This window comes from Pseudomonas sp. MC6 (genome assembly GCF_054790575.1).
Map to the genome: position 1 here is coordinate 3,886,708 of NZ_CP186504.1, position 26,313 is coordinate 3,913,020.

Consider the following 26,313-nt stretch of genomic DNA (forward strand, 5'->3'; position numbering starts at 1 on the left):
GCTGCCGCAGGCTGCGATCTTTTGCTTTTACCTGGCCTCGATGCGGAAACCGAAACGCGGGAAGTGCACATGCACCACGCCGCCACGCTCGTCTTCGCGACGAATGATCAGCTCTTCGCTACCGGCAAACAGCAACTCACCCACCACCGGATCAACCCCGTAATCCGTCGCCGAAATCGCCACCTGCTGCCCAGCCTTGAACCCATTCGGATCTACGAACTCCTCGTCAGGCAATGCCGCCGGTGTCGCGTTGCGTGCAACCTCAAGCGCCTCTTCCGACGTCATCGCACTCGCCGCGCCATGGCCAAAGCCCAGCACTCGGCCCAACCAGGCTGCAACCGCCGGGTACTCATCCACCAGCGGCGCCGTGACGTGAGTGGCCTTGAGGAACCACATTGGATGCGCCAGGGCGAAGTCGGCAATCGACGGTTCGCCGAACAGGAAGTCGCCCTGCTCGCGCTGTAACTGCTGCTCCAGACGCGCCATGATCGTCGGCCATTGATGTTTGGCCTGTTCGGCAGACAAACGCGTGGCGCTGCCACCACTGAACAAACCGGCGCGGTCGGCAATAAAAGCCTTGATCGCTTCCGGCGGCAGCTTGGCGAAACGCACCGCCACCGATTCCGGCTGAAACACCAGGCTCACCGCATGCTGAAACACCACCGAATCAGCCCACGTGGCAAAACTGGCAGCGGTAAATTCCTGACCTTCGGGGAAGAACGCCGGCAACGCCTTTTCCTGCTCCAGGCGCCGCGCGATTAACGATGTGTCGCAATAGATGTCAGCACCGATCTGCAATACAGGTGTCTTGCGGTAGCCGCCAGTCAGCGCGGTCAGATCCGGTTTCGGCATCACCGGCGAGATATGCACCGAGCGCCACGACAAGCCTTTGAAGCCCAGCAACAGGCGGGCCTTCTCGGCAAATGGAGAGGTCGGGTAATGATGCAGAATCAACTCGGACATGCTCGGCTCCGCCGCTCAGATAGTGAGCTGGCAGCTTAGCGTGCATTTGCTTAGCAGCCTACAGATCTGCCTGATGGGAACCAATCAGTCAGATTGATAAGACGCAACCAGACATTCCTTGGCGCTCTTCCTGAGTTTTTTGATCAAGCGTTCCTGACGCAGCGCATCGCTTTTGTCGCGGCACAGCTCGGTGTAGACCAGCGCCATCGCAGGGCTGGAGAGGAAGAACCGCGCGCCTTTGCCGCTTTGATGCTTGGCGAAACGGCGCACCGGATCATCGCTGATCCCGCAGTACAACGAACCATTGGCGGCGCGAACGAGGTAGACGAACCAGGACTTGCTCACCGGTTCGGCGACATCGACAGATTTTTCGCTAAGACTGGTCACTTCGGGATCAAGACGTGTAGGAAACAGGCGGCGATCTTATCAGCGACCGGCCTGAAATGCCTTCAGTCCCTTCAATGCCTGTGCACGCACGGCGTTGCGCACCAACGGCGTCCAGCCCAGCAGCAGGCCCTTGAAACCCAGCGCCTGACGCGACCAGCGCCACAGGTCGAAGTGATCGTGGTGCTCGCAGATCTTGCCGTCACGGAACACGAAGCGGGCCTGGATATCGTTGACCACGACGTTGCCGGTCTGGCTGAACAGGTAGGTCGCGACCCAATGCGCGCCGCCGCTGCGCTCATCGGCGCGGACATTGTCGAAGGTCAGCGAGAAATCCTTGGCGCGGGTGGTGAGCATGCGCCACATGTCGCCGGCATCGCGCCCGCGCAGTTCGCCGAAGGCCGGGTCGCTGAACACTACGTCATCGGTGTAGCAGGCGGCCATGGCTTCGGAGTCCAGGCGCTGGAAGGCCTGGTAGAAGCGGGTGATCAACGCGGCGTGGGCTTCGCTCATGGGCAATCTCCAAGATAGGTACAGATTGCCAGCACGATAATCTGCAATGCGCAGAAACACTATCGGCATTCGCACACCGAATACCTGCAGCACGCAAAACCCATGTGGGAGCGAGCCTGCTCGCGAAAGCGGCGTGTCAGTCGACACAGATATTGAATGTAAAATCGCCTTCGCGAGCAGGCTCGCTCCCGCATTTAAAATCAGTGCATTCAGATCTTCTCGCTTTGCACTTGCACGTACAGCGCGCGCCCGGCACCGAGGCCAGCAATGATCGCACCTGTGCCAATAATCCCGAAGATCCAGCCCACGGCATTCCAGCCGCCGGTCCAGTCATGCACCACGCCGACTGCGAACGGCCCCATCGACGCCAGCGTGTAACCGAAACCCTGGGACATGCTCGACAGGTTCGCCGCGACATGGGAATCGCGCGAGCGCAGCACAATCAACGTCAACGCCAGACTGAACGTACCGCCCTGCCCCAGACCCAGCAAAATCGCCCAGCCCCACAGGCCTTCGATCGGCGCGTACAGGCAGCCGAACAGACCGCCAAGGGTCAGCGCCATGACCACGACAATTGCCAGACGCTGATCCTTGCCACGGGTCGCCAGCCAAGGCGCGGCCAACGAGCTGGCAAGTTGAATGATCACCGAACCGGACAACACCAGACCGGCCTGAGTTGGCGTCAGGCCGCGACCAATCAGGATCGACGGCAACCAGCCGAAGACGATGTAGGCCAGCGACGATTGCAGGCCCATGTACAAGGTCACCTGCCAGGCCAGCGGATCACGCAGCAGGCCGCGCACGCGATAGGCGACGTTGTGCGCGCCATGTTTCTGCCCGACTTGCGGCAGCCAGAACACCGCTGCAACCAACGCCGGAATCACCCAGAAGCCCAGGCCCATCGCCCAGCTGTGACCGAAGTGTTCACTCAACGGCACGCTGGAACCGGCCGCCATCGCTGCGCCCAGACACAGCGCCATGGTGTAGACGCCGGTCATGGTGCCGGCGTGTTTGGCGAAGTCGCGCTTGACGATCCCCGGCAGCAGCACGCCGATGATGCCGATGCTCGCACCGCCCAATACGCTGCCGGCGAACAGGCCGATTTCACCGAAGTTGCTGCGCAGAATAATCCCGCCGGCGAGCGCCAGCAGAATCCCCAGCACCACCCGTTCAGCGCCAAAACGCCGCGCCAGAATCGGTGCCAGCGGCGCAAACAAACCGAGGCACAACACCGGCAACGTGGTCAGCAAACCGGCCTGAGCCGCCGATAAACCGAGACTTTTCGACACGTCGCTGAGCAGCGGCGCCATGCTCGATAGCGCTGGACGCAAATTCAGCGCCACCAGAATCAGCCCCAGCAACAACAGCCACGGGCGCTTCACCAGCGGATGGCTTTGTTGCACCTGCTCGTCGTCAGCCTCGGCGTCGATCAGCAGCTCTTCAAGTTCTGCCGTACGTTTCGGGGTTGTGGATATCTCACTGCGGGACATGGTTTTCTCGGTTTCAAGGTTCATTGATCAACTGCCTCGACAAGGCTTTGGCCCGTTCCGGGTCGCGTTGCTCGACCGCATCAAGCAACTCGATGTGCAGGTCGAACACTTCCTGACGGCGCGGGACGATGTTCAGGGTCTGGCGCAATTGCGCGCCGACGATGCTGGAGAAATAGCGATACAACTCGCTGAGGGTCGGGTTGTGCGCGGCGTCGACCAGACGGCGGTGGAACACCAGATCGCAGGCGATGTAGGTGTCGAGATCGCCGTGGTAGTGGCTGCCGCTGGTGCCAAGAGCTTCGCGCAATGCGACGAGGTCTTCGTCGGTACGACGTAACGCCGCAAGGCCGATGGCCTCGACTTCGAGGATGTGGCGGGTTTCCCGCGCCTGTTCCAGCGAGCATTGCGACAGCGCTTTCAGGGTATCCATCGGATCGATCACTGCGCGCAGGTAACTGCCGTCGCCCTGACGAATCTCGATCAGCCCGGAAAACGCCAGCACGCGCATGGCCTCGCGCACGGTATTGCGGCTGATGCCCAGTTCGGCGCACAGCTCGGGTTCGGTCGGCAAACGCTCGCCGACCTGCCAGGCGCCGCTGTTGATGCGCTGACGAAGTTGATCCAAGGCCTGATCGACCAAAGATCGCTTAATGAGTGGAGAAATGTCTGACATAGGATTCGCCCTTTCATCCAATCATAGGATGAATTTTCTGACATGTTAGTCAGACCCGTGTAGGACGGCAACTACCTAGGGTCAATCGGAGACACATGAAGCGGTATTTTCGATTAGTCAAAATTACCCTTTAAGGGTAATTTCAGGGACAGGGTTTTGGTTTCTTATGGAAAAGAACACACCCCATTACGACTTGGCGGTGATCAAGGCGGATGTCAGGCGACTTGGCTGGAGGGCTTTCGCGCACACGGCAAGAAAAACCGGCACTGCACTCAAACTCACTCTCGAAGAGATGCAAGAAATCGTTCTCAAACTGCAGCGCAGCATGTTGTACAAATCGATGACGACTTTTGACGATCACCGTATGTGGCAAGACGTCTATCACATCCAATCACATGGTTTGGAGATTTACATCAAGGTGTCATATCACTACGACAGGCGCCCACCCGTGATCTCTTTCAAGGAGAACCATTCATGAATACGCAGCAGTGTGTCAGTTGCGGCGCTCCGGAAGGCATGGTGCATTTCAAGGGTCGAGGCGAAACCCTGAGCGCCAAGGGAATGGAGCGTCGGATCGACGATTTGTCGGGCTGGGAGTGCCAGAAGTGCGGTGAGGTCGAATTGGACGATGAGTGCGGGCAGCGGTATTCCGACGCATGCGATGAACTCGTTATCGCCTGTAGAAAAATGGTCGGTGACGAAATGAAAAAGATCCGTCGCAAACTGCACCTGACGCAAAAGGAAACGGTGCAATTGCTTTCAGGGGGCGGGCACAACGCATTTTCACGATACGAACGCGGCGAGATACTTCCGCCGAAAGCATTGATGCTGCTCATGCGTCTGCTGGATCGCTATCCACACTTGCTTGCCGACGCGAGAGTCTTGGCCGAAGGGGCTGATTTAAGAGGCGCTTTCAAGTTCACTGAGCACAAAGAACAAGAACCTCTCACCGCCTCCTGACCCACAAAAAATCAAACCCGGCACAAGGCCGGGTTTGATTCACACACAAACCATCAATGCAAAATCTGACTCAAGAACAACTTTGTCCGCTCGTTCTGCGGATTATCGAAGAAGTCATTCGGCGCCGCCTGCTCAACGATCTCACCCTTGTCCATGAAGATCACGCGATTGGCCACGGTACGGGCAAAGCCCATTTCGTGGGTCACGCAAAGCATGGTCATGCCGTCTTCAGCCAGACCGATCATGGTGTCGAGTACTTCCTTCACCATCTCCGGATCGAGCGCTGAAGTCGGTTCGTCGAACAGCATGATTTTCGGTTTCATGCACAGGGCGCGAGCAATCGCCACACGCTGCTGCTGACCACCGGACAGTTGTCCCGGGAATTTGTGCGCCTGCTCCGGAATGCGTACGCGTTCCAGGTAATGCATGGCGATTTCCTCGGCCTTGCGCTTGGGCATCTTGCGTACCCACATTGGTGCCAGGGTGCAGTTCTGCAAAATGGTCAGGTGCGGGAACAGGTTGAAGTGCTGGAACACCATGCCGACTTCACGGCGGATCGCTTCGATCTGCTTGAGGTCGTTGGTCAGTTCCACGCCATCAACGACGATGCGGCCCTGCTGATGTTCTTCCAGACGATTGAGGCAACGAATCGTCGTCGATTTACCGGAACCCGACGGGCCGCACAGGACGATACGCTCGCCCTGTTTGACGTTGAGGTTGATGTCTTTCAGCACGTGGAACTGGCCGTACCACTTGTTGACGCCCTGCATCTGAATAATGCCTTCAGGACCTGCAGGCTTTTTGATTGCTTCGCTCATTTACAGAGAACTCCTAACGCTTGTGGCCAGTGTCGAGCTTGCGTTCCAGATGCATGGAATAGCGCGACATACCAAAACAGAAAATCCAGAACACCAGGGCGGCGAACACGTAGCCTTCGGTGGCCATGCCCAGCCATTTCGGATCGGCAGCGGCTTGCTTGACGCTGTTGAGCAGGTCAAACAGGCCGATGATGATCACAAGGCTGGTGTCCTTGAACAGCGCAATGAAGGTGTTGACGATGCCGGGAATGACCAGCTTCAGGGCTTGCGGCAGGATCACCAGGCCCATCGAGCGCCAGTAACCGAGGCCCATCGCTGCAGCTGCTTCGTACTGACCTTTGGGGATCGCTTGCAGACCACCGCGCACCACTTCGGCGACATAGGCCGACTGGAACAGGATCACGCCGATCAGTGCCCGCAGCAGTTTGTCGAAGTTCATGCCTTCCGGCAGGAACAGCGGCAGCATCACCGAAGACATGAACAGCACCGTGATCAACGGCACGCCGCGCCAGAATTCGATAAAGGTCACGCAGACCACACGAATCGCCGGCATGTTCGAACGTCGACCCAGCGCCAGCACAATCCCCAGCGGCAACGCACCGGCAATACCGACTGTGGCGATCACCAGAGTCAGCATCAGGCCGCCCCACTGGCTGGTCGCCACGTTGGTCAGGCCGAAACCGCCGTGCAACAGGGTGAAAGCAATGATCGGGTAAAGCACCAGGAAGCTCAGCCCGTAGATCGCTTTACGCGGCACACGCGAGATGAACAATGGCGCTGCACCGATCACCGCCAGCCACACGGTCAGGTCGACACGCCAGCGCAGTTCCGTCGGGTAGTAGCCGTACATGAACTGGCCGAAACGCTGCTGAATGAACACCCAGCAGGCGCCTTCCTTGGTGCAGTCGGCGCGGGTGGTGCCGACCCAGTTGGCATCGACAATCGCCCAGCTGAGGATCGGCGGCACCACGAGGTAGATCAGGTAGAACGCAAACAGCGTCAGCAGGGTGTTGAGCCAGCTGGAGAACATGTTCGCGCGCATCCACGCCACCACGCCGATGCTGCTGTTCGGTGGGGGCATGTCAGGTTTGAAAGTATGAGTACTCATGCGCTTTTCCTTACCGCTCGATCAGCGCAATGCGCTTGTTGTACCAGTTCATCAGCAGGGAAATGCTGATACTGATCGCCAGGTACACGCTCATGGTGATGGCAATCACCTCGATCGCCTGGCCGGTCTGGTTAAGCACCGTGCCCGCGAACAGCGACACCATTTCCGGATAACCGATACCGGCCGCCAGCGAAGAGTTTTTCGCCAGGTTCAGGTATTGGCTGGTCAGCGGCGGAATGATCACGCGCAGGGCTTGCGGAATGATCACCTTGCGCAGGGTCGGACCGTTGCGCAGGCCGAGGGAACGCGCCGCCTCAGTCTGGCCATGGCTGACCGACTTGATCCCCGAACGCACGATCTCGGCGATGAACGCCGCGGTGTACACGGTCAGGGCCAGGGTCAAGGCAAGCAGTTCCGGGATCAGCACCCAGCCGCCAACAAAGTTGAAGCCTTTGAGCTCGGGCATTTCCCAATGCAGCGGTGCGCCGAAGATCAATGCGCACAACGCCGGGATCACCAGCAGAATCGCCAGCCCCACCCAGAACTTGTGAAACGGTACGCCGGTTTCTTCAAAGCGCTTGTTGGCCCAGCGCGTCATCAGCACGATGCCGACAATGGCCACCACGATGCTGAGCACGAACGCCCAGAAACCATCAGCCGCCAGCGCGGCTGGCATGTTCAGGCCACGGCTGCTGACGAAGAAGGTGTCGCCGAAATTATGGCTGTTGCGCGGCCCCGGCATGGTCAGGAATACCGCGAAGTACCAGAACAGAATCTGCAGCAGCGGCGGAATGTTGCGGAACACTTCCACATACACCGTCGCCAGTTTGCTGATGATCCAGTTCTGCGACAGCCGCGCTACACCGATGATGAAACCGAGAATCGTCGCCAGAATCACGCCGATCACCGTCACCAACAGGGTATTGAGAAGACCGATGACAAAGACGCGGGCATAGCTGTCCGCTTCGGTGTAGTCGATCAGGTGTTGAGCGATGCCGAAACCGGCACTGCGCTCCAGAAAGCCAAAACCGGAGGTAATGCCCCGGTGCTGAAGGTTGGTTTGCGTATTGTCGAACAAGTACCAGCCCAGCGAGACCACCGCCACAACGGTGATGATCTGGAATAGCCACGCACGCACTCGTGGATCGCTGAGGCTGAGCCTCTGCTTTGGTGCGCCGATTGAATTTTGCATGAAGTGCCCCGGAAGAAATGGAACAAGAACATCACCCGGCGGTTGGCCCGCCGGGTGATAGAACCATTAGCGCACTGGTGGTGCGTACTGAATGCCGCCGTTGTTCCACAGGGCGTTCAAGCCGCGGTCGATTTCCAGCGGAGTGCTCTTGCCGAGGTTTTTCTCGAAGATTTCACCGTAGTTGCCGACTTGTTTGACGATCTGCACAACCCAGTCTTTCGGCAGTTTCAGGTCTTTGCCGTACTCGCCGTCAGCGCCGAGCATACGGGCGACGTCCGGGTTCTTGGTCGACTTGGCTTCAGCTTCGACGTTCTTCGAAGTGATGCCGGCTTCTTCGGTGTTGAGCAGCGCGTAGCCAACCCAACGCACGATGGCCAGCCACTCGTCGTCACCGTTACGTACGACCGGGCCCAGCGGTTCTTTGGAAATGGTTTCCGGCAGAACCACGTAGTCCTTCGGCGAGGCCAGCTTGGAGCGCTGGGCGAACAGCTGGGACTTGTCGGAGGTCAGCACGTCGCAACGACCGGATTCCAGCGATTTGGCGCTTTCATCGGAGGTGTCGAAAGTGATCGGGGTGTATTTCAGACCGTTGCCACGGAAGTAGTCGGAAACGTTCAGCTCGGTGGTGGTACCGGCCTGGATGCAGATAGTTGCACCGTCCAGCTCTTTGGCACTCTTCACGCCCAGCTTGTTGTTCACCAGGAAGCCGATGCCGTCGTAGTAGGTAATGAAGCCCGGGAATTTCAGGCCCATGCCCGCGTCACGCGAACTGGTCATGGTGGTGTTACGCGACAGGATGTCGATCTCGCCCGATTGCAGCGCGGTGAAGCGCTCCTTGGCGTTCAACTGACTGAATTTGACCTTGGTCGCGTCGCCGAATACGGCAGCGGCCACAGCGCGGCAGACGTCAGCATCAATCCCGAGGATCTTGCCGGTCGCGTCCGGAACCGAGAAGCCCGGCAGACCGTCGCTCACGCCACACTGCACGAAACCTTTCTTTTGCACTGCATCCAGGGTTGCACCCGCCTGAGCGAACCCGCTGACACCGAGTACTGTTGCTGCAGTCACGATGGCCAGGGTGGATTTCAACATCTTCATTCAAACCTCCAGTTTTGCTCTTGTTGTGTCGGAGCTTGAGTCCAGTCGCACCCTTTTGAGGCGTTGTTGACCCGTGTTGGCTTTTTTTGGGGTCAACCGACGTAAGACCTTCGCTATGAGTCTAGTAGGAGAAAATCCACATAATGGACAACTCACTTCTCACCAATCGGCCGAACGGGCTGTAGCCCTTTCACGTTCGCTGCGCCCGTAGCGGCCATTGGCGAACATCCATCACCGGATTCTTTGCCATCCCGTCGCGGGTCGTACACTGATAGTGTTACCGCCACGCGTAGGACGCTTCGTACAAAACCTTCCATAGCAAAGCCCGTACCACACCTGTCGCGGAATCGATTCGGCGACAGGTCAAGAGCAAAACTTGTACCCTTGCGACATCTTCTTAACGGATCAACCGGGCGCGCACTCGAATCACGCACTTAATGAGAGCGCCCGCACATATTTGGAGCAGACATGACCGAGCCCTTGATTCTTCAGCCTGTTAAGCCCGCAGACGCCTGCGTGATCTGGCTGCACGGCCTCGGCGCCGACCGCTACGATTTCCTGCCGGTGGCGGAAGCGTTGCAGGAAAGCCTGTTGAGCACGCGCTTCGTCCTGCCGCAGGCGCCGACTCTTCCGGTGACGATAAATGGCGGATATGCCATGCCGAGCTGGTACGACATTAAAGCCATGAGCCCGGCGCGGGCGATTGACCGTGAGCAGTTGGAAGCGTCGGCGGATCGCATCATTCAATTGATCGAAAACGAGCGCGCCAGCGGAATAGACGCCTCGCGGATTTTCCTCGCCGGTTTTTCCCAGGGTGGCGCCGTGGTGTTGCACACCGCTTTTGTGAAATGGCAGGGGCCGTTGGGTGGTGTGCTGGCGTTATCGACGTATGCGCCGACTTTCAATGATGAGATGGAGCTTTCAGCCAGTCAGCAGCGGATTCCCGCGCTATGTCTGCACGGCCAGTTCGATGGCGTGGTGCAGAACTCGATGGGCCGCAGTGCCTATGAGCATTTGGTGAAGCATGGTGTCACCGTGACATGGCAGGAATACCCAATGGAGCACGAAGTGTTACCCGAGGAGATTCGCGACATTGGCGTTTGGTTGAGCGAACGTCTGCGCTGATCACGCCAGCAATGCCTGCCCTTTGATCATCACACTACGCCGCGCCCGTTTCTTGCATTACACTGGCCGGCGTACATTCCTTAACCAATTGATGAGATGACCGTGCTCAAAGCACTCAAGAAGATGTTCGGTAAAAGCGAGGCTGAGCAGCTCGCGCCAGTTCCCAGTGCGCCGTCGCACGCCCCCGGTCATCGCAACGATGCGCCCCAGGCCGACCGCCCCGCTGCCGTAGCAGCACCGAAGCAAGACCCGCAACCCGCTCCGGCCGCGCCAATCGCCGCCGAGCCTGCGCGCAATGAAGAGCCGAAACCGGCCAGACCGCGCCGCGAACCGAAGCCCAAGGCACCGGTCATTCCGTGGAAACTCGAAGACTTCGTCGTCGAGCCACAGGAAGGCAAAACCCGCTTCCATGATTTCAAGCTTTCACCAGAACTGATGCATGCCATTCAGGATCTGGGCTTCCCGTATTGCACGCCGATCCAGGCGCAGGTGCTGGGCTTCACCCTCGCCGGCAAAGACGCCATTGGTCGCGCGCAGACCGGTACCGGCAAAACCGCCGCGTTCCTGATCTCGATCATTACTCAACTGCTGCAAACGCCGCCGCCGAAAGAACGCTACATGGGCGAACCTCGTGCGCTGATCATCGCGCCGACCCGTGAGCTGGTGGTGCAGATCGCCAAGGACGCCGCCGACCTGACCAAGTACACCGGCCTCAACGTCATGACCTTCGTTGGCGGTATGGATTTCGACAAGCAGCTCAAACACCTCGAAGCGCGTCACTGCGACATTCTCGTCGCCACCCCGGGCCGCCTGCTCGACTTCAACCAGCGCGGCGACGTGCATCTGGACATGGTCGAAGTGATGGTGCTGGACGAAGCCGACCGCATGCTCGACATGGGTTTCATCCCGCAAGTGCGCCAGATCATTCGCCAGACGCCGCCGAAAAGCGAACGCCAGACCCTGCTGTTCTCCGCGACCTTCACCGAAGATGTGATGAACCTCGCCAAGCAGTGGACGACCGATCCGTCGATCGTCGAAATCGAAATCACCAACGTCGCCAACGAAAACGTCGAGCAACACATCTACGCCGTGGCCGGTGCCGACAAGTACAAATTGCTCTACAACCTGGTCAACGATAATGGCTGGGAGCGGGTGATGGTCTTCGCCAACCGCAAGGACGAAGTCCGCCGTATCGAAGAGCGTCTGGTGCGCGACGGTGTGAACGCTGCGCAGTTGTCCGGCGACGTGCCACAGCACAAGCGCATCAAGACCCTCGAAGGTTTCCGCGAAGGCAAGATTCGCGTACTCGTCGCCACCGATGTCGCCGGTCGCGGCATCCACATCGACGGCATCAGCCACGTGATCAACTTCACCCTGCCGGAAGTCCCGGACGACTACGTGCACCGCATCGGCCGGACCGGTCGTGCTGGCGCCGATGGCGTGTCGATCAGCTTCGCCGGTGAGGACGACTCCTACCAGTTGCCGTCCATCGAAGAGAAGCTCGGTCGCAAGATCAGCTGTGAAACGCCGCCGACGCATCTGTTGCGTGCGGTTGAGCGCAAGCGTCCGCAGTAAGCGACGTTCAAAAGAAAAGCGCAGCCGGCAACGGACTGCGCTTTTTTTTCGTCCGGCGTTTCATCAGGTGCTTGCGAGAGAAAACTAAAAGTCCATAATGGACAAACAAGTTTAGATTTCGTTTTCGGAGCCTGATATGTCCAGTACGCCCTACGTGATCGACCAGCATCAGGCCCGCGAGCTGCTGGCGCGCATCGATGTGCCGCAGATCCTGCGCAAACTGTTTCGCGACCTCGCCGCGGGAAATGCCGTGCAGCCGGCGCAGCAACTGGTGGAGTTTCCTCAAGGTGCAGGTGACTTCATCAACTACCTGGGCGTGCTGGCTGAAGACGGCGTTTACGGCGTAAAGACCTCGCCCTACATCGTTCGCGAGCAAGGCCCGTTGGTGACGGCGTGGACGCTGCTGATGTCGATGAAAACCGGCCAACCGCTGCTGCTCTGCGATGCCGGTGAACTGACCACCGCGCGCACCGCCGCGACCACGGCCGTGGCGGTCGACACCCTCGCTCCGGTCAATGCCACGCGACTGGCAATCATTGGTAGCGGCAAGGTTGCCCAGGCGCATTTGCACTACGTGAAATCGCTGCGTGACTGGCAGAGCATCAGCCTGTATTCGCCAAGCCTGTCCGCCGACGCGCAAACCCAGGCACTGTTGAAAGCCATCACGCCCAATCTGAAAATTGCCGATAGCCGTGAAGCGGCCATTGCCGAGGCTGATGTGATCATGCTGTGTACCTCGTCCCCCGGCCCGGTGATCGATCCTGCCGCTCTGAGCAAACCGGCCCTGATCACCTCGATCAGCACCAACGCCCCACGTGCCCACGAAGTGCCGCCGCAGAGCCTCAACGACATGCAGGTGTTCTGTGACTATCGTCTGACCACTCCGGGGTCGGCGGGTGAGATGCTGATTGCCAGTGAACAGCATGGCTGGAGCAAGGATTTGATTGTCGGCGATCTCGCCGACTTGCTCAGCGAGAAAGTCCAGCGCCCCGATTACGATCGTCACGTGTTTTTCCGTTCAATCGGCCTTGGCTTGGAAGACATCGCCCTGGCCAATGCGGTTTATCACTTAACCCACTAACACCACAAATCCCCTGTAGGAGCGAGCCTGCTCGCGAATGCGGTCTTACATTCAGCATTATTGTTGCCTGATACACCGCTATCGCGAGCAGGCTCACTCCTACAGGGGATAGCGAACTATTGGATATTGCTTACTCACTGGAGAACCTCATGAGCCAGGCAGATTTCATCATCATCGGCGGCGGAATTGCCGGCGCTTCCAGCGGTTTCTGGTTGTCGCCGCACGGCAAAGTGATCGTGCTCGAACGTGAATCGCACCCGGCCTATCACTCCACCGGGCGCTCCGCCGCGCTGTTCACTGCAGCCTATGGCACACCGCAGGTACGTGCACTGACCCAGGCCAGCCGCGAGTTTTTCGATCATCCGCCGGCCGGCTTCTGCGAACACCCGCTGCTGACCCCGCGCGGCGAAATGACCGTCGACTTCACCGGCGACCCCGCCGAACTCAACAACCAATACCTCAGCGCCAAAGCCACCGTGCCGGAGATGCAATTGCTCAGCGCCGACGAAGCCTGCGCACGCCTGCCGATCCTGCGCCGGGAAAAAGTCCATGGTGCGATCTACGACCCGAGCGCCAGCGACATCGACACCGATGCCCTGCATCAGGGCTACCTGCGCGGCATCCGTCGCAACAACGGCGAAGTGCATACCGACTGCGAAGTACTCGGCCTGAACCGCGACGCCGACGGCCTCTGGCACGTACAAACAAACGGCCAGACCTTCAGCGCACCGGTAATCATCAACGCCGCCGGCGCCTGGGCCGACAAGATCGGTGCACTGGCCGGCGCCAAGCCCTTGGGCTTGCAACCGAAACGCCGCGCCGCATTCATCTTCGCCGGCCCCGAAGGCGTCGACATTCATCACTGGCCGATGCTGGTGAGCCTCGACGAGTCCTTCTATATGAAACCCGACGCTGGCATGTTCCTCGGCTCGCCGGCCAACGCCGACCCGGTCGAACCCCACGATGTGCAGCCGGAAGAACTGGATATCGCCATGGGCATTTACCAGATCGAAGAAGCCACCACGCTGACCATCCGCCGCCCGACCCGCACCTGGGCCGGGCTGCGCAGTTTCGTCGGCGACGGTGATCTGCTCAGCGGTTTCGATCCGCAGGTGCCGGGGCTGTTCTGGGTCGCGGCGCAAGGTGGTTATGGCATCCAGACTTCGCCAGCGATGGGCCAGGCCAGCGCGGAGTTGGTGCGTGGTCAGCCACTGCCCGAGCACTTGCGTAACTTCGGTCTGAGCAGCGCCATGCTCTCGCCTGCCCGCCTCGCCTGATCGTCCATCCGGATGACGCGCCCAACGGATTGCGGCACACTCGCAGCGCCTCCTGATCACGGGGGCGTTGACGCTGCCTGGAGCTCCACTGTCATGACCGCCCCTGAATTCGACCCGGCGCTGGATAACTTCCGCGCCATCGCCGATGCCATCGCCACACTGTTCTTTCCGCACGCCGAAGTGGTGCTGCACGACCTGCGCACACAGAAGGTCGATTACATCGCCAACAACCTGTCCAAACGCGAAATCGGTGACGATTCGTCACTGGAAGACATGCTCAGCGAGGATGTCAGCGACAGAAACATCGGCCCGTACGAAAAGCTCAATTGGGATGGCCAGAAGATTCGCAGCCTGAGCAGCGTCCTGCGCGACAGCGAAGGCCTGCCGCTGGCGGTGCTGTGCATCAATCTGAATATTTCGCTGTTCGAGAACGCCAAGGCGGCGCTGGACCTGTTCCTGTCGCCGAGCAAACTGATCCCGCAACCGGACTCACTGTTTCGTGATGACTGGCAGGAGCGCATCAACACCTTCCTCCACGCTTGGCTGCGCGAGCGGCAATTGAGCCTGAATGTGCTGACCCGCGATCACAAACGTGAGCTGGTGCTGGCGCTGCACGCCGAAGGCGCGTTCAAGGGCAAGAGCGCCTCGAACTATGTGGCCAATGTGCTGAATATGGGGCGGGCGACGGTGTACAAGCATTTGAAGGAAATGAAGGGCTAGAGATTTGCGGTGATTTCTCTGACGCCATCGCGAGCAGGCTCACTCCTACAGGGGGAACGCATTCCAAATGTAGGAGTGAGCCTGCTCGCGATAGCGGACTATCAGTCGCCGTAGATATCGGACTTGAAATACTTCTCGGAAATCTTCTGGTACTCGCCACTCGCACGAATGCCATCAATCGCGCCATTCAACTGGCTGACCAGTTCGGCATTACCCTTGCGCACCGCAATCCCCGCGCCCTCGCCCACGTACTTCGGATCCTTCAACTCAGGCCCGACAAACGCATAACCCTTGCCCCGCGGCATCGACAGAAAGTCATTGAGCGGAATAGTGTCGGCAAAAATCGCATCCAGCCGCCCCGCCGCCAGATCCATGTAGATCTCTTCGTTGTTGCTGTAGCGCTTGACGTTGATGCCCTTCGGCTCGAACACCTCGGTGGCATAACGGTCAGTAGTCGTTGCGCGCTGCACGCCGACGTTCTTGCCCTTGAGGCTGGCGTACTGGTCATCGACCGTTGCGCCTTCCTTCATCACCAGTCGCGACGAAGTGAAGTAGTACTTGTGGGTGAAATCCACCGACTTCTTGCGGTCTTCGTTGATGGTCATCGATGACAGCGCCATGTCGATTTTCTTCACTTTCAGCGAAGGGATCAGACCATCAAACTCACCTTCAACCCACACGCACTTGACCTTCATCTGCGCGCACAGGGCGTTGCCGATGTCGTAGTCGAAACCGACGATTTCGCCTTTATCGGTTTTCGACGCAAATGGCGGGTAAGCGGCTTCGATGCCGATGCGCAGGGTTTGTTCGGCGGCGAACGCGCTGGCTGAGGCTAACAGGCTGAGGGCCAGACCGGTGATGAGGGGGAGTTTCTTCATGTTCGTTCTCTCGCGGGTTGTTGTTGGTTTGGCAAGATGAAGAAGAGCAGCTGCTAGCGAGGCGCTACGAGCGGCAAGATTGAAGCTTTTTTGTACTTGGAAATCCATCTTGGACTTATATGTACAAATCGTCAATTCGAGGCAGAAGCAAAAAGATCGCAGCCTTCGGCAGCTCCTACAGGGGTATGCCGACCCAATGTAGGAGCTGCCGAAGGCTGCGATCTTTTGATTTACTTCTTCCAGCGATCCGCGGCGGCATGATCACTGTCCCGCCCTTCAACCCAACGCGGGCCGTCGCTGGTGTTTTCTTTCTTCCAGAACGGTGCGCGGGTTTTCAGGTAGTCCATGACGAAGGCGCAAGCATCGAACGCGGCTTGGCGATGGGCGCTGGCGGCGCCGACGAAGACGATCGGCTCGCCCGGTTCCAGCGCGCCGATGCGGTGCAGCACTTCCAGTTTCAGCAGCGGCCAACGCTGTTCGGCTTCGATGGCGATCTTGCCGAGGGCTTTTTCGGTCATGCCCGGATAGTGCTCGAGGAACATCCCCGCCACATCCAGGCCATCGTTGAAGTCGCGCACGTAGCCGACAAAACTCACCACCGCGCCGACGCCGACGTTGGCCGCGTGCATCGCGTTGACTTCAGCGCCTGGGTCGAACGGCGTGGCCTGCACGCGAATAGCCATGGCTCAGCCCCCGGTCACGGTAGGAAAAAACGCCACTTCGTCGCCATCAACCACAGGCTCGTCGAGCTGGCAGAGGTCTTCGTTGCGTGCACACATCAGGTTCTGCTCGCTCAGCACCTCGGCGCCATCGCGTTGTGCCAACAATGCCCGCACGTCGTCGACGGTGGCGAAATCGCCCTCAACCTTTACCGAATCCACGCCCAGCGCTTCACGGTAACGGGCAAAAAACTTCACGGTCAGGTTCATGGCTGCTCCGCTTGAAAGTGCCCGCTCTTGCCGCCGACCTTCTCCAGCAGGCGCACGCTTTCGATGGTCATGCCACGATCGACGGCTTTGCACATGTCATAAATGGTCAGGGCGGCAACGCTGGCGGCGGTCAATGCTTCCATTTCCACACCGGTCTGCCCGGACAATTTGCAGCGGGCAACGATGCGCACGGTGTCTTCGCCTTCAGCACTGAGTTCGACTTTGACGCCGGTCAGCATCAGCGGGTGGCAAAGGGGAATCAGATCGCTGGTTTTCTTCGCAGCTTGAATGCCGGCAATGCGCGCCACGGCGAACACGTCACCCTTGGGATGACCGCCGCTGACGATCATCTGCAGCGTTGCGGGGAGCATGCGCACCAGCGCTTGGGCCGTCGCTTCACGGAACGTCACGGCTTTTTCGGTGACGTCGACCATGTTGGCGCGACCTTGGGAATCGAGATGAGTCAGCACGGGGGCCTCCTTGAGGCAGCTGCGAGCGGCAAGCTACAAGCGGCAAGTGAAAAGCGCAGTAGTTTGCAGGTATGGAATGGCAGCATTTAAGCAGTTGCAAGCATTAAGCGGCAAGCTACAAGGGCATGAGAGAAACACTCTCTACGCTTGTATCTTGCCGCTTGCAGCTTGAATCTTGCAGCTGTTTTACAGGTGGGTTTCGGCGTATTCGGCCAGAATCGAGCGAGGCACCCCTTGCAGGGTGATGTGCACACCGTTGGGGAAATCCTTGAAGCGTTCGGTCAGGTAGGTCAGCCCGGAGCTGGTCGCGGACAGGTAAGGGGTGTCGATCTGTGCGAGGTTGCCCAGGCACACCACTTTGGAACCTGCGCCGGCACGGGTGATGATGGTTTTCATCTGGTGCGGCGTGAGGTTCTGGCATTCGTCGATCAGGATAAGGCTCTGCTGGAAGCTGCGACCGCGAATGTAGTTGAGCGATTTGAACTGCAACGGCACTTTGCTGAGGATGTAGTCGACGCTGCCATGAGTGTTTTCGTCATCCATGTGCAAGGCTTCGAGGTTGTCGGTGATGGCGCCCAGCCAAGGCTCCATTTTTTCCGCTTCGGTGCCGGGCAGGAAGCCGATCTCCTGATCCAGGCCCTGCACGCTGCGGGTGGCGATGATGCGGCGATAACGCTTGCTGACCATGGTCTGCTCGATCGCCGCAGCCAGTGCCAGAATGGTTTTACCGGAACCGGCGGCACCCGACAGGTTGACCAGATGAATGTCCGGATCGAGCAACGCGTACAACGCCAGACTCTGATAAATGTCGCGCGGCTTGAGCCCCCAGGCCTCTTGATGCAGCAGCGGTTCCTGATGCAGGTCGAGGATCAGCAGCTTGGCCTCGTCGATCTCCTTGATCCAGCCGACAAAGCCCTGTTCATCAATGATGAACTCGTTGATATGCACTGCCGGCAGATTATCGATCAGTTGCACTTGATGCCAGGTGCGGCCGTGATCCTGACGGGTGTCGACCTTGCTCACGCGGTCCCAGAAGGAGCCGGTCATGTTGTGGTAGCCGTTGGGCAACAGGGACACGTCATCGACCAGTTGGTCGGTGCTGTAATCCTCGGCATCGATGCCGCAGGCGCGCGCCTTGAGGCGCATGTTGATGTCTTTGGTGACCAGCACCACCGGTTTTTTCGGGTCGCGGGTGTGTAGATCGATCAGTTGGTTGATGATTTTGTTGTCGTTCAGGTGCTCGGGCAGAATCAGATTCGATTCGGCCTGTTTGCTCATCAGTATTGACAGTAAGCCCTTCGGCCCGCCCTTGCCGCGCTGGATCGGCACACCCAGCTCGACATCTTCCGGGGACGCATCGCCCAGGGTCTTGTCGATCAGCCGGATGGCCTGACGGCATTCAGCGGCCACGCTGTGATGCCCGCTCTTGAGCTTGTCCAGCTCTTCAAGCACGGTCATCGGGATTGCGACGTGGTGTTCTTCGAAATTCAGCAGGGCGTTTGGATCGTGAATCAATACGTTGGTATCGAGTACATACAGGATTGGCTGGTTGGAGGAAGGGCTACGTCCGTGATCATCCATACTCGGTCACCTTTGTCAGAGCCAGTAGACGCAATACCTGGGCGGTGCTGCGCCTCGAAGTGACTGCCGAAATCTCACCTGCGGAGATTCAAGTGACTGCAAACAAACGGGTCTTGGAAGACGCCACCTGTGTTGCAGGTTTCGGCGGTCTGTCTTCGTAATACTCCAAAACCGATGACATAAAAAAGTACTTTGACGGTTTTTTTAAGTTTATTTTGCAGAGTGACGAAAAGCCCTTGGCGGACTGCCAAGACCCCGCTAAAGTCGGAAGTCCGCCTGCACCGAATCCTGCAAAAAAATCGCCCCACGCCCAATGTTTCCGGGCTTTCTTCGTTTCTCAGCGAAAAGCGTTCTGACAGTCTTCCCAACCGATACCGCTCTGCGCGGTTTGCGTGATCAGCCACGGCAACGAGGTCTTCACCGCGTCCTGTTTCATGTTGAAATTGATCACCCCGTGACGCCACAACAGCATCAGGGTCAGTACTCGTTGCGCGCTCGCTGAGCCCTTGAGTTTGCCGGCGCCGTCCTGGGCATCGATGTCCCACAGTGCCACTTGCAGGCCCTGGGTGTTGAAGAAACCTTGCGCATCACTGCGGCGTTGCCCTTCTGGCGGACGGAACAGCGGCACATAGTTTTCCGGCAATTTATTCCTGACCAGATCAGCACTGCGCCGCACCGAATCCTGCCAGTCCTGCCAATGGCTGTGGGAGCGGAACTCCCAACCTTGAACGCCGACGCACTGTTTCGAGAAGCCCGCCTGCAGACTGCTCACCGAACGATCGGCCAGCCGCGCCTGAATATCCTTGCCCAATACAAAGAACGTGCCGCTCAGGTTTGCCTTGCGCAGGTATTCGGTGAGCCAACCGGTGTTATCCGGTTGCACGTTGGCGGCGCTGTCGAAAGTCAGCAGAAACAGCCGGTCGTGCATGTCGTCGCCGTTGCGCTCGTAGTCTCCGAAACGATCGAATTCATTGCTGGTTTGCGGTGACAACGCAGCCTTGCGCATCAACTCATCCAGATACTGCAAATGGAAGATCCGGCTCGGTTCGGCCCACTTGGTGTAATAGCTGTCGTCACTGACCACGAACTTGGCGGCTTGCTCACGCAGGGTCGGCAGGTCTTCGACGAGGAAACAGAACGAGGCGTCCTGATCGCAGCTTTGCTGGGCGTAGTTGTAGTTCGCCAACAAGCGCTGCCAGAGGCGCTGACGCAGGCTGTTGACCGCATCGATATTGACTGTGCGCAGGCCCAGGCGCTGAGCCAACGCGGCCTCGTCCATCGATTCAGTGCCGAGCAGGCCACGGGCGAACATGAGGATTTCCGCCCGTGAAGCCACATCAAACAGCGTCGGATTGCTGAGCTGCTCTGGCCAGGTGCTGCGATCCAGCGTCGCCACATCGCCCGGCGCCGCGATGGCACCGACGCTTAACAGCCACGCGGTCAATAAAAGAACAATGCGCAAAAGGGATGTCTCCATAACAAAACCCGCGCGGCACTATAGCTGATGTGCAACGCTCACGGACGCTGCCCTCACCCCAGCCCTCTCCCGGAGGGAGAGGGAGCCGATCTTCATTGATTTCAAAATTTGAGTTCAACTCGATAGATCATGTCGGCGTAAATCGACAGTACAACTCGGTCAGCCCCCTCTCCCTCTGGGAGAGGGCTGGGGTGAGGGAAAAATCCACCAACCGTCGCAAATGCCCAAGCTTCCCCACACCTATTGCCCCTATAGCTGGAGTCAACACCGACAACCCCCTAGAATCGCCTCCACAATTAAAGGAGACGACTTCATGCTGATGGTGATTTCCCCCGCCAAGACCCTCGATTACGAAACACCGCCGGCGACCCAGCGCTTTACTCAGCCGCAATACCTCGACCACTCCCAGGAACTGATCCAGCAACTGCGCGACCTGACGCCTGCGCAAATCAGCGAACTGATGCACGTGTCGGACAAGATCGGCGGGCTAAATGCCGCGCGTTTCGGCAGCTGGACACCCGCGTTCACTCCGGAAAACGCCAAGCAGGCGCTGCTCGCGTTCAAGGGTGACGTTTATACCGGTCTCGACGCGCAATCCTTCAGCGAAGCCGATTTCGACTACGCGCAAAAACACCTGCGCATGTTGTCAGGCCTGTATGGCTTGCTGCGCCCGCTCGACCTGATGCAACCGTATCGCCTGGAAATGGGCACCAAACTGGCCAACGCCCGGGGCAAGGACTTGTATGCCTTCTGGGGCACGCGCATCAGCGAATGGCTGAACGAAGCGTTGGCCGATCAAGGCGACGACGTTCTGCTCAACCTGGCCTCCAACGAGTACTTCTCGGCGGTCAAACGAACGGCATTGAACGCACGGATCATCAACACCGAGTTCAAGGATCAGAAGAACGGTCAGTACAAGATCATTAGCTTCTACGCGAAGAAGGCTCGCGGTCTGATGAGCCGTTTCGTGATCCAGGAAAAAATCAACGATCCGACCCTGCTCAAGCAATTCGATGTGCAGGGATATCGCTACAGCGTCGAACAGTCGAAACCGGACAATCTGGTATTTTTGCGCGACCACGCCCCCGAATAAAGCATGCCCAATGCACGACTCTTTCTATATAGAGTCGTGCAGCTCGCACGATGTCAAAAAAACCCCGCTGCTTTTCGCCATTTTTATGGCGCCAGAAAATCCTCCCTGTCTTTTCTAAGATTAGTTTCACTCGACACTGATCATTTTTTTCAGTAGTGGCACCTAAATTTTTTCAGCGTAGTGGCACAAAACTATCTAACGTGATTATTCGCCTGTTAATAAAGGTCGGAAACGAAAGTGCTATCAAATTGAGATTAGTGCCATCTCTGACAATATTTCAAGAAATTTCAGATTTCGCGATGAGCGGACAGGAACTTCGTCCGAATGCATAGCTCATACCACCGGTAACGATTCTCGCTGAGTTTGTACGAGATAACTTACGCAGAGCAGATGGCCATGTAACCAAGTTGTCACAGCAACTTGCCTAGATGACTAACTAGTCTGATTACGAAACGATGGACAGGAGATACGCACCATTTATATCCCCTACAAAGGCCATGGCCGCGCCCCTATAAACGTGCTCGCCTGAGCACCAAACCGCTTGATTTACAGGACTTTAATCCTGCTTTCGAGCGCGCAAGACGATTGCACAAGAGTCTTCCACAAGGAAGATCGGCTGCATAACAGGGCAAGTCATAACAACAAGGCCTGGTTGCGCACATCTTGAGTGCACTTATTTAGACACTCGAAACTTAGTATGCCTGCACACGGCATTGTGGCGCCTGTAAGCCGCACTTTCGAGTGCACTAATGAACGCTGAACACCATTAACTCCGGCCCTCTAAGGCCTGATATATACAGAGGTAATTGCGATGCGCATCAGCATATTTGGTTTGGGTTACGTTGGCGCAGTATGTGCCGGTTGCCTGTCTGCTCGGGGCCATGACGTGGTTGGCGTCGATGTTGCCAAAGACAAGATCGACATGATCAACGCCGGCAAGTCGCCGATTGTTGAACCGGGTCTTGGTGAACTTCTGCAACAGGGTATCCAGACCGGTCGTCTGCGTGGCACGACCAACTTCGCCGAGGCGATTCGTGACACTGACCTGTCGATGATCTGCGTCGGGACGCCGAGCAAGAAGAACGGCGATCTGGAACTGAACTACATCGAAGCGGTGTGCCGCGAGATCGGTTTTGTCCTGCGTGAAAAGACCACCCGCCACACCATCGTCGTACGCAGCACCGTACTGCCAGGCACTGTTGCCAACGTGGTGATCCCGATTCTCGAAGATTGCTCGGGCAAGAAGGCCGGCGTCGACTTCGGCGTTGCGGTCAACCCTGAGTTCCTGCGTGAATCCACCGCTATCGCCGACTACGACCTGCCACCGATGACCGTCATCGGCGAGTTCGACAAGGCCTCGGGCGACGTTCTGCAGTCGCTTTACGAAGAACTCGACGCACCGATCATCCGCAAGGACATCGCCGTTGCCGAGATGATCAAGTACACCTGCAACGTCTGGCACGCGACCAAAGTGACCTTCGCCAACGAGATCGGCAACATCGCCAAAGCGGTCGGCGTAGATGGCCGTGAAGTGATGGAAGTGGTCTGCCAGGACAAGACCCTCAACCTCTCCCAGTACTACATGCGCCCGGGCTTCGCCTTCGGCGGTTCGTGCCTGCCGAAAGACGTGCGCGCTCTGACCTACCGCGCCGGCTCGCTGGACGTCGAAGCGCCGCTGCTCAACTCGCTGATGCGCAGCAACGAATCGCAAGTGCAGAACGCCTTCGACATCGTTGAAAGCCACGACAAACGCAAAGTCGCCCTGCTCGGCCTGAGCTTCAAGGCCGGCACCGACGACCTGCGCGAAAGCCCGCTGGTGGAACTGGCCGAGATGCTGATCGGCAAGGGTTACGACCTGAGCATCTACGACAGCAACGTCGAGTACGCCCGTGTTCACGGCGCGAACAAGGACTACATCGAGTCGAAAATCCCGCACGTGTCGTCGCTGCTCAACGCGGACTTCGATTCGGTGATCGACAACTCCGACGTGATCATCCTCGGCAACCGCGACGAGAAATTCCGCGCACTGGCCCAGCAAGCACCGCACGGCAAACAGGTCATCGACCTGGTCGGCTTCATGGCCAAAGCCACCGACGCCGGTACGCGCACCGAGGGTATCTGCTGGTAATGCAGACCTAAGCGACAAGCTCCGAGCTGCATTACTTGCAGCTCGAAGCTTGCAGCTTGAAGCCTCCCTTACCTTCGGATGACGCTGATGAGCAAGCTCAAACATTTTTTTCTGCAATCAGCCGGCTGGCTTTTTTATCTCAGTCTGCTGATGGGCCTGGCCTTGATGCTGCCCACGTCCACATTCGACTCCGAGTCGAAGGACTTCATTTTCCTGATTGGCGCCGTGGGTATCTGGCGCTACTCGATGGGTGCAACGCACTTTGTGCGCGGCATGATTTTCCTCTACATCGTTTACCCGCACCTGCGCCGCAAAGTGCGCAAGCTGGGCAAGGCGGCGGACCCGTCGCATGTGTTCCTGATGGTCACCAGTTTCCGTATCGACGCGCTGACCACCGCGCAGGTCTACAGCTCGGTGATCCGCGAAGCCATCGACTGCGAACTGCCGACCACCGTGGTCTGCTCGATCGTCGAAATGTCCGATGAGCTGCTGGTCAAGGCACTGTGGGCACGGATGAATCCGCCCGACCGCGTCAAGCTCGACTTCGTGCGCATTCCCGGCACCGGCAAACGCGATGGCCTCGCCTACGGTTTCCGCGCGATCTCCCGTCACCTGCCGGACGACCGCGCCGTGGTGGCCGTGATCGATGGCGACACCGTGCTCGGCGAAGGCACCGTGCGCAAGACCGTGCCGTGGTTCCAGCTGTTCGGCAACGTCGGCGGCCTGACCACCAACGAGTTCTGCGAAGTACGCGGCGGCTACATCATGAGCGAATGGCACAAGCTGCGTTTCGCCCAGCGCCACATCAACATGTGCTCGATGGCCCTGTCCAAACGCGTGCTGACCATGACCGGTCGTATGTCGGTGTTCCGCGCCACCGTGGTGACCAATCCGGAATTCATCGCCGACGTTGAAAGCGACTCGCTGCAACACTGGCGTCTGGGCCGCTTCAAGTTTTTGACCGGTGACGACAAGTCGAGCTGGTTCAGCCTCATGCGCCTGGGTTATGACACCTTCTACGTGCCTGACGCGGCGATCAACACCGTTGAACACCCGCCGGAAAAAAGCTTCATCAAGGCCAGCCGCAAACTGATGTTCCGCTGGTACGGCAACAACCTGCGCCAGAACTCGCGAGCACTGGGCCTGGGTGTGAAACGCCTTGGCGCGTTCACCTCGGTGGTGCTGTTCGATCAACGCGTATCGATGTGGACATCCCTGCTCGGTCTGACCGTGGCGCTCATCGCCAGCTTCAAATACGGCACCGCGTTCATCCTCGTTTACCTGCTGTGGATCGGCATCACCCGCCTGATCCTGACCCTGCTGTTGTCGTGCTCCGGTCACCGCATCGGCCCGGCTTACCCGGCGATTCTTTATTACAACCAGATCGTTGGCGCGCTGGTGAAGATCTACGTGTTCTTCCGCCTCGACCAACAATCCTGGACGCGCCAACCCACATCCCTGACCCGTGATCTCGCCAGCTTTCAACGTTGGTTCAACACCTGGTCGTCTCGGACCATGACCTTCTCCGCCGGCAGCATTTTTGTCGCCGTGCTGCTGATGATGGTCTGACCCGCCCCTATTGAATTAACAAGGAAATCGCCCCTATGAATACCGCCGTCAACGCCAACGTAGTGCATGAATCCGAAGCCCAGCGCCAACACGCCCGTGTGAAAATCCCGGCCAAACTGCGCTTCTTCGGTCCCGACCGGACCCCGGTAGAAGCGCGGGTGCTCGACCTGTCCGCCGGTGGTCTGGCGTTCAACGCCGGGCAGATGCCGCTGACCATCGGCGAGGTGTACAAGGCGCGTCTGCAATTCGTCATAGACAACCTCGGCCTGGCGATGGACGTTGAACTGCAAGTGCGTTCCTACGACCGCCAGACCGGCCGCGTCGGCTGCCAGTTCCAGAACCTCGAGCAGCAGGACATTTCCACCCTGCGCCACTTGATCACTTCGCACCTGGCCGGCGACATCGTCAGCATCGGCGAAGTTCTGGCGACCCTGCAGCGCGACAACTTCACCAAGGCACGCAAGGTCAAGGACGGCGGCTCCGGCATGACCCCGTTCGGGCGCCTGAAAGCGGTAACGTTCAGCGCCGGTATCTTTGCGGTCGGCCTGGTCGCGGCGGGGTTCATTTTCAAATCGGTGTATGGCATGTACTTCGTCAGCCACGCGCAGGCCGGTCTGGTCAGCGTGCCGGGGATGAACATCACCATGCCGCGCGACGGCACCGTGCAGAGCCTGGTCAAGTCCGACGGCGTTGCGGCCAAAGGCGCGCCACTGGCGACCTTCAGCACCAGCATGCTCGACGTGCTCAAGGGCCATCTGGAAGAAGATCAATTGTCCCCGGCCAAGGTTGAAGAACTGTTCGGCAAGCAAATGACCGGCACCCTGACCTCGCCATGCGATTGCACCGTGGCCCAGCAACTGGTGGCTGACGGTCAATACGCGAGCAAGGGCGATGTGATCTTCCAACTGGTGCCGCGCAACACCCAAGCCACCGTCGATGCGCGCTTCTCCTATCGCCAGTTCGGTGACGTGCGTCCGGGTACTCCGGTGAGCTTCCAGATTGCCGGCGAAGACAAGACCCGCACCGGCAAGATCGTCAGCAGCACCAGCCTGAAAAGCGCCGACCTGTCCTCCGATATCCGCGTACAGATCCAGCCTGACGAGCCGCTCGACAGCAGCCTCGCCGGCCGCCCGGTGGAAGTGAACAGCGATCGTGGCCCGAACCTGAACTGGCTGATCGACAAAGCCATGGCTGCCGGTCTTTAAGTCGAG

The 26,313-nt window shown here is 58.6% G+C and carries 26 protein-coding genes; 11 read left to right on the forward strand and 15 right to left on the reverse strand.

Going from position 1 to position 26,313, the window contains the following annotated elements:
• Positions 1 to 27 precede the first annotated feature (27 nt).
• From ACOYXE_RS17485 to ACOYXE_RS17505, 5 genes are all read right to left on the reverse strand, one after another.
• A complete protein-coding gene (locus tag ACOYXE_RS17485; RefSeq protein ID WP_460926344.1) occupies positions 28 to 963 on the reverse strand; it encodes a glutathione S-transferase family protein in 936 nt (311 codons plus the stop codon).
• An 84-nt stretch (positions 964 to 1,047) separates the two neighbouring features.
• A complete protein-coding gene (locus tag ACOYXE_RS17490) occupies positions 1,048 to 1,350 on the reverse strand; it encodes a GIY-YIG nuclease family protein (protein ID WP_008083651.1) in 303 nt (100 codons plus the stop codon).
• Between the two features lie 39 nt (positions 1,351 to 1,389).
• Positions 1,390 to 1,860 carry a nuclear transport factor 2 family protein gene (locus ACOYXE_RS17495; protein ID WP_460926345.1) on the reverse strand — a complete coding sequence of 157 codons (471 nt, stop codon included), beginning with the start codon at positions 1,858 to 1,860 and terminating at the stop codon, positions 1,390 to 1,392.
• Between the two features lie 209 nt (positions 1,861 to 2,069).
• A complete protein-coding gene (locus ACOYXE_RS17500; protein ID WP_160056040.1) occupies positions 2,070 to 3,374 on the reverse strand; it encodes a CynX/NimT family MFS transporter in 1,305 nt (434 codons plus the stop codon).
• Positions 3,364 to 4,023, reverse strand: coding sequence for a FadR/GntR family transcriptional regulator (locus ACOYXE_RS17505; protein WP_160056038.1), 660 nt, complete (start codon positions 4,021 to 4,023; stop codon positions 3,364 to 3,366). Before ACOYXE_RS17505 ends, ACOYXE_RS17500 begins: the two co-directional genes overlap by 11 nt.
• Before the next feature lie 166 nt (positions 4,024 to 4,189).
• On the opposite strand from ACOYXE_RS17505, the gene ACOYXE_RS17510 reads away from it, so the two are divergent.
• A complete protein-coding gene (locus ACOYXE_RS17510) occupies positions 4,190 to 4,501 on the forward strand; it encodes a type II toxin-antitoxin system MqsR family toxin (protein ID WP_160056036.1) in 312 nt (103 codons plus the stop codon).
• The gene (locus ACOYXE_RS17515; protein ID WP_160056034.1) at positions 4,498 to 4,983 is read left to right on the forward strand and encodes a type II TA system antitoxin MqsA family protein; all 486 of its coding nucleotides are present in this window, start codon (positions 4,498 to 4,500) and stop codon (positions 4,981 to 4,983) included. Before ACOYXE_RS17510 ends, ACOYXE_RS17515 begins: the two co-directional genes overlap by 4 nt.
• A gap of 53 nt (positions 4,984 to 5,036) precedes the next feature.
• Here ACOYXE_RS17515 and ACOYXE_RS17520 read toward each other — a convergent pair whose 3' ends face one another.
• From ACOYXE_RS17520 to ACOYXE_RS17535, 4 genes are all read right to left on the reverse strand, one after another.
• Positions 5,037 to 5,801, reverse strand: coding sequence for an amino acid ABC transporter ATP-binding protein (locus ACOYXE_RS17520; RefSeq protein WP_038357653.1), 765 nt, complete (start codon positions 5,799 to 5,801; stop codon positions 5,037 to 5,039).
• Between the two features lie 13 nt (positions 5,802 to 5,814).
• A complete protein-coding gene (locus tag ACOYXE_RS17525; protein WP_095112603.1) occupies positions 5,815 to 6,909 on the reverse strand; it encodes an amino acid ABC transporter permease in 1,095 nt (364 codons plus the stop codon).
• A gap of 10 nt (positions 6,910 to 6,919) precedes the next feature.
• A complete protein-coding gene (locus ACOYXE_RS17530) occupies positions 6,920 to 8,101 on the reverse strand; it encodes an amino acid ABC transporter permease (protein ID WP_160056032.1) in 1,182 nt (393 codons plus the stop codon).
• A 66-nt stretch (positions 8,102 to 8,167) separates the two neighbouring features.
• Positions 8,168 to 9,199: an amino acid ABC transporter substrate-binding protein gene (locus tag ACOYXE_RS17535; protein WP_007914328.1), complete on the reverse strand. Its 1,032-nt coding sequence runs from the start codon at positions 9,197 to 9,199 to the stop codon at positions 8,168 to 8,170.
• A 468-nt stretch (positions 9,200 to 9,667) separates the two neighbouring features.
• Here ACOYXE_RS17535 and ACOYXE_RS17540 point away from each other — a divergent pair, with 468 nt between their 5' ends.
• The 5 genes from ACOYXE_RS17540 to ACOYXE_RS17560 all read left to right on the forward strand — a co-directional run bounded on the left by ACOYXE_RS17540 (position 9,668) and on the right by ACOYXE_RS17560 (position 14,977).
• Positions 9,668 to 10,324, forward strand: coding sequence for an alpha/beta hydrolase (locus ACOYXE_RS17540; protein ID WP_460926346.1), 657 nt, complete (start codon positions 9,668 to 9,670; stop codon positions 10,322 to 10,324).
• Positions 10,325 to 10,420: 96 nt separating this feature from the next.
• Positions 10,421 to 11,899, forward strand: coding sequence for an ATP-dependent RNA helicase RhlB (rhlB, locus tag ACOYXE_RS17545; protein ID WP_460926347.1), 1,479 nt, complete (start codon positions 10,421 to 10,423; stop codon positions 11,897 to 11,899).
• A gap of 136 nt (positions 11,900 to 12,035) precedes the next feature.
• Positions 12,036 to 12,980 (forward strand): ornithine cyclodeaminase family protein, encoded by a 945-nt coding sequence (locus tag ACOYXE_RS17550; RefSeq protein ID WP_460926348.1) that lies wholly within the window; start codon positions 12,036 to 12,038, stop codon positions 12,978 to 12,980.
• 149 nt (positions 12,981 to 13,129) lie between these two features.
• On the forward strand, positions 13,130 to 14,257 hold the full coding sequence (locus ACOYXE_RS17555; RefSeq protein WP_160056024.1) for an NAD(P)/FAD-dependent oxidoreductase: 1,128 nt from the start codon (positions 13,130 to 13,132) through the stop codon (positions 14,255 to 14,257).
• Positions 14,258 to 14,350: 93 nt separating this feature from the next.
• Positions 14,351 to 14,977 (forward strand): helix-turn-helix transcriptional regulator, encoded by a 627-nt coding sequence (locus ACOYXE_RS17560; RefSeq protein WP_064393297.1) that lies wholly within the window; start codon positions 14,351 to 14,353, stop codon positions 14,975 to 14,977.
• 101 nt (positions 14,978 to 15,078) lie between these two features.
• On the opposite strand, the gene ACOYXE_RS17565 is transcribed toward ACOYXE_RS17560, so the two are convergent.
• The 6 genes from ACOYXE_RS17565 to ACOYXE_RS17590 form a co-directional block, all read right to left on the reverse strand.
• Positions 15,079 to 15,855 (reverse strand): ABC transporter substrate-binding protein, encoded by a 777-nt coding sequence (locus tag ACOYXE_RS17565; protein ID WP_160056022.1) that lies wholly within the window; start codon positions 15,853 to 15,855, stop codon positions 15,079 to 15,081.
• A gap of 230 nt (positions 15,856 to 16,085) precedes the next feature.
• Positions 16,086 to 16,538, reverse strand: a complete 453-nt coding sequence (gene moaE, locus ACOYXE_RS17570) for a molybdopterin synthase catalytic subunit MoaE (protein WP_038357637.1) — start codon at positions 16,536 to 16,538, stop codon at positions 16,086 to 16,088.
• Between the two features lie 3 nt (positions 16,539 to 16,541).
• Positions 16,542 to 16,784, reverse strand: a complete 243-nt coding sequence (locus ACOYXE_RS17575) for a MoaD/ThiS family protein (RefSeq protein WP_016985014.1) — start codon at positions 16,782 to 16,784, stop codon at positions 16,542 to 16,544.
• Positions 16,781 to 17,254 carry a cyclic pyranopterin monophosphate synthase MoaC gene (gene moaC / locus ACOYXE_RS17580; RefSeq protein WP_160056020.1) on the reverse strand — a complete coding sequence of 158 codons (474 nt, stop codon included), beginning with the start codon at positions 17,252 to 17,254 and terminating at the stop codon, positions 16,781 to 16,783. The genes ACOYXE_RS17575 and moaC overlap by 4 nt, the downstream gene beginning before the upstream one ends.
• A gap of 186 nt (positions 17,255 to 17,440) precedes the next feature.
• Positions 17,441 to 18,835, reverse strand: a complete 1,395-nt coding sequence (locus ACOYXE_RS17585; protein WP_016985016.1) for a PhoH family protein — start codon at positions 18,833 to 18,835, stop codon at positions 17,441 to 17,443.
• 337 nt (positions 18,836 to 19,172) lie between these two features.
• Positions 19,173 to 20,297, reverse strand: coding sequence for a polysaccharide deacetylase family protein (locus ACOYXE_RS17590; protein WP_160056018.1), 1,125 nt, complete (start codon positions 20,295 to 20,297; stop codon positions 19,173 to 19,175).
• A 328-nt stretch (positions 20,298 to 20,625) separates the two neighbouring features.
• Here ACOYXE_RS17590 and yaaA point away from each other — a divergent pair, with 328 nt between their 5' ends.
• The 4 genes from yaaA (at position 20,626) to ACOYXE_RS17610 (ending at position 26,307) form a co-directional block, all read left to right on the forward strand.
• Positions 20,626 to 21,405, forward strand: coding sequence for a peroxide stress protein YaaA (gene yaaA / locus ACOYXE_RS17595; RefSeq protein WP_160056016.1), 780 nt, complete (start codon positions 20,626 to 20,628; stop codon positions 21,403 to 21,405).
• A gap of 811 nt (positions 21,406 to 22,216) precedes the next feature.
• Positions 22,217 to 23,533 (forward strand): nucleotide sugar dehydrogenase, encoded by a 1,317-nt coding sequence (locus ACOYXE_RS17600; RefSeq protein ID WP_008087506.1) that lies wholly within the window; start codon positions 22,217 to 22,219, stop codon positions 23,531 to 23,533.
• A gap of 87 nt (positions 23,534 to 23,620) precedes the next feature.
• Positions 23,621 to 25,102, forward strand: coding sequence for a mannuronan synthase (gene alg8, locus ACOYXE_RS17605; protein ID WP_007914304.1), 1,482 nt, complete (start codon positions 23,621 to 23,623; stop codon positions 25,100 to 25,102).
• 35 nt (positions 25,103 to 25,137) lie between these two features.
• Complete coding sequence (locus ACOYXE_RS17610; protein WP_077571216.1) at positions 25,138 to 26,307, forward strand: alginate biosynthesis protein Alg44; 1,170 nt, start codon at positions 25,138 to 25,140, stop codon at positions 26,305 to 26,307.
• Positions 26,308 to 26,313 lie beyond the last annotated feature (6 nt).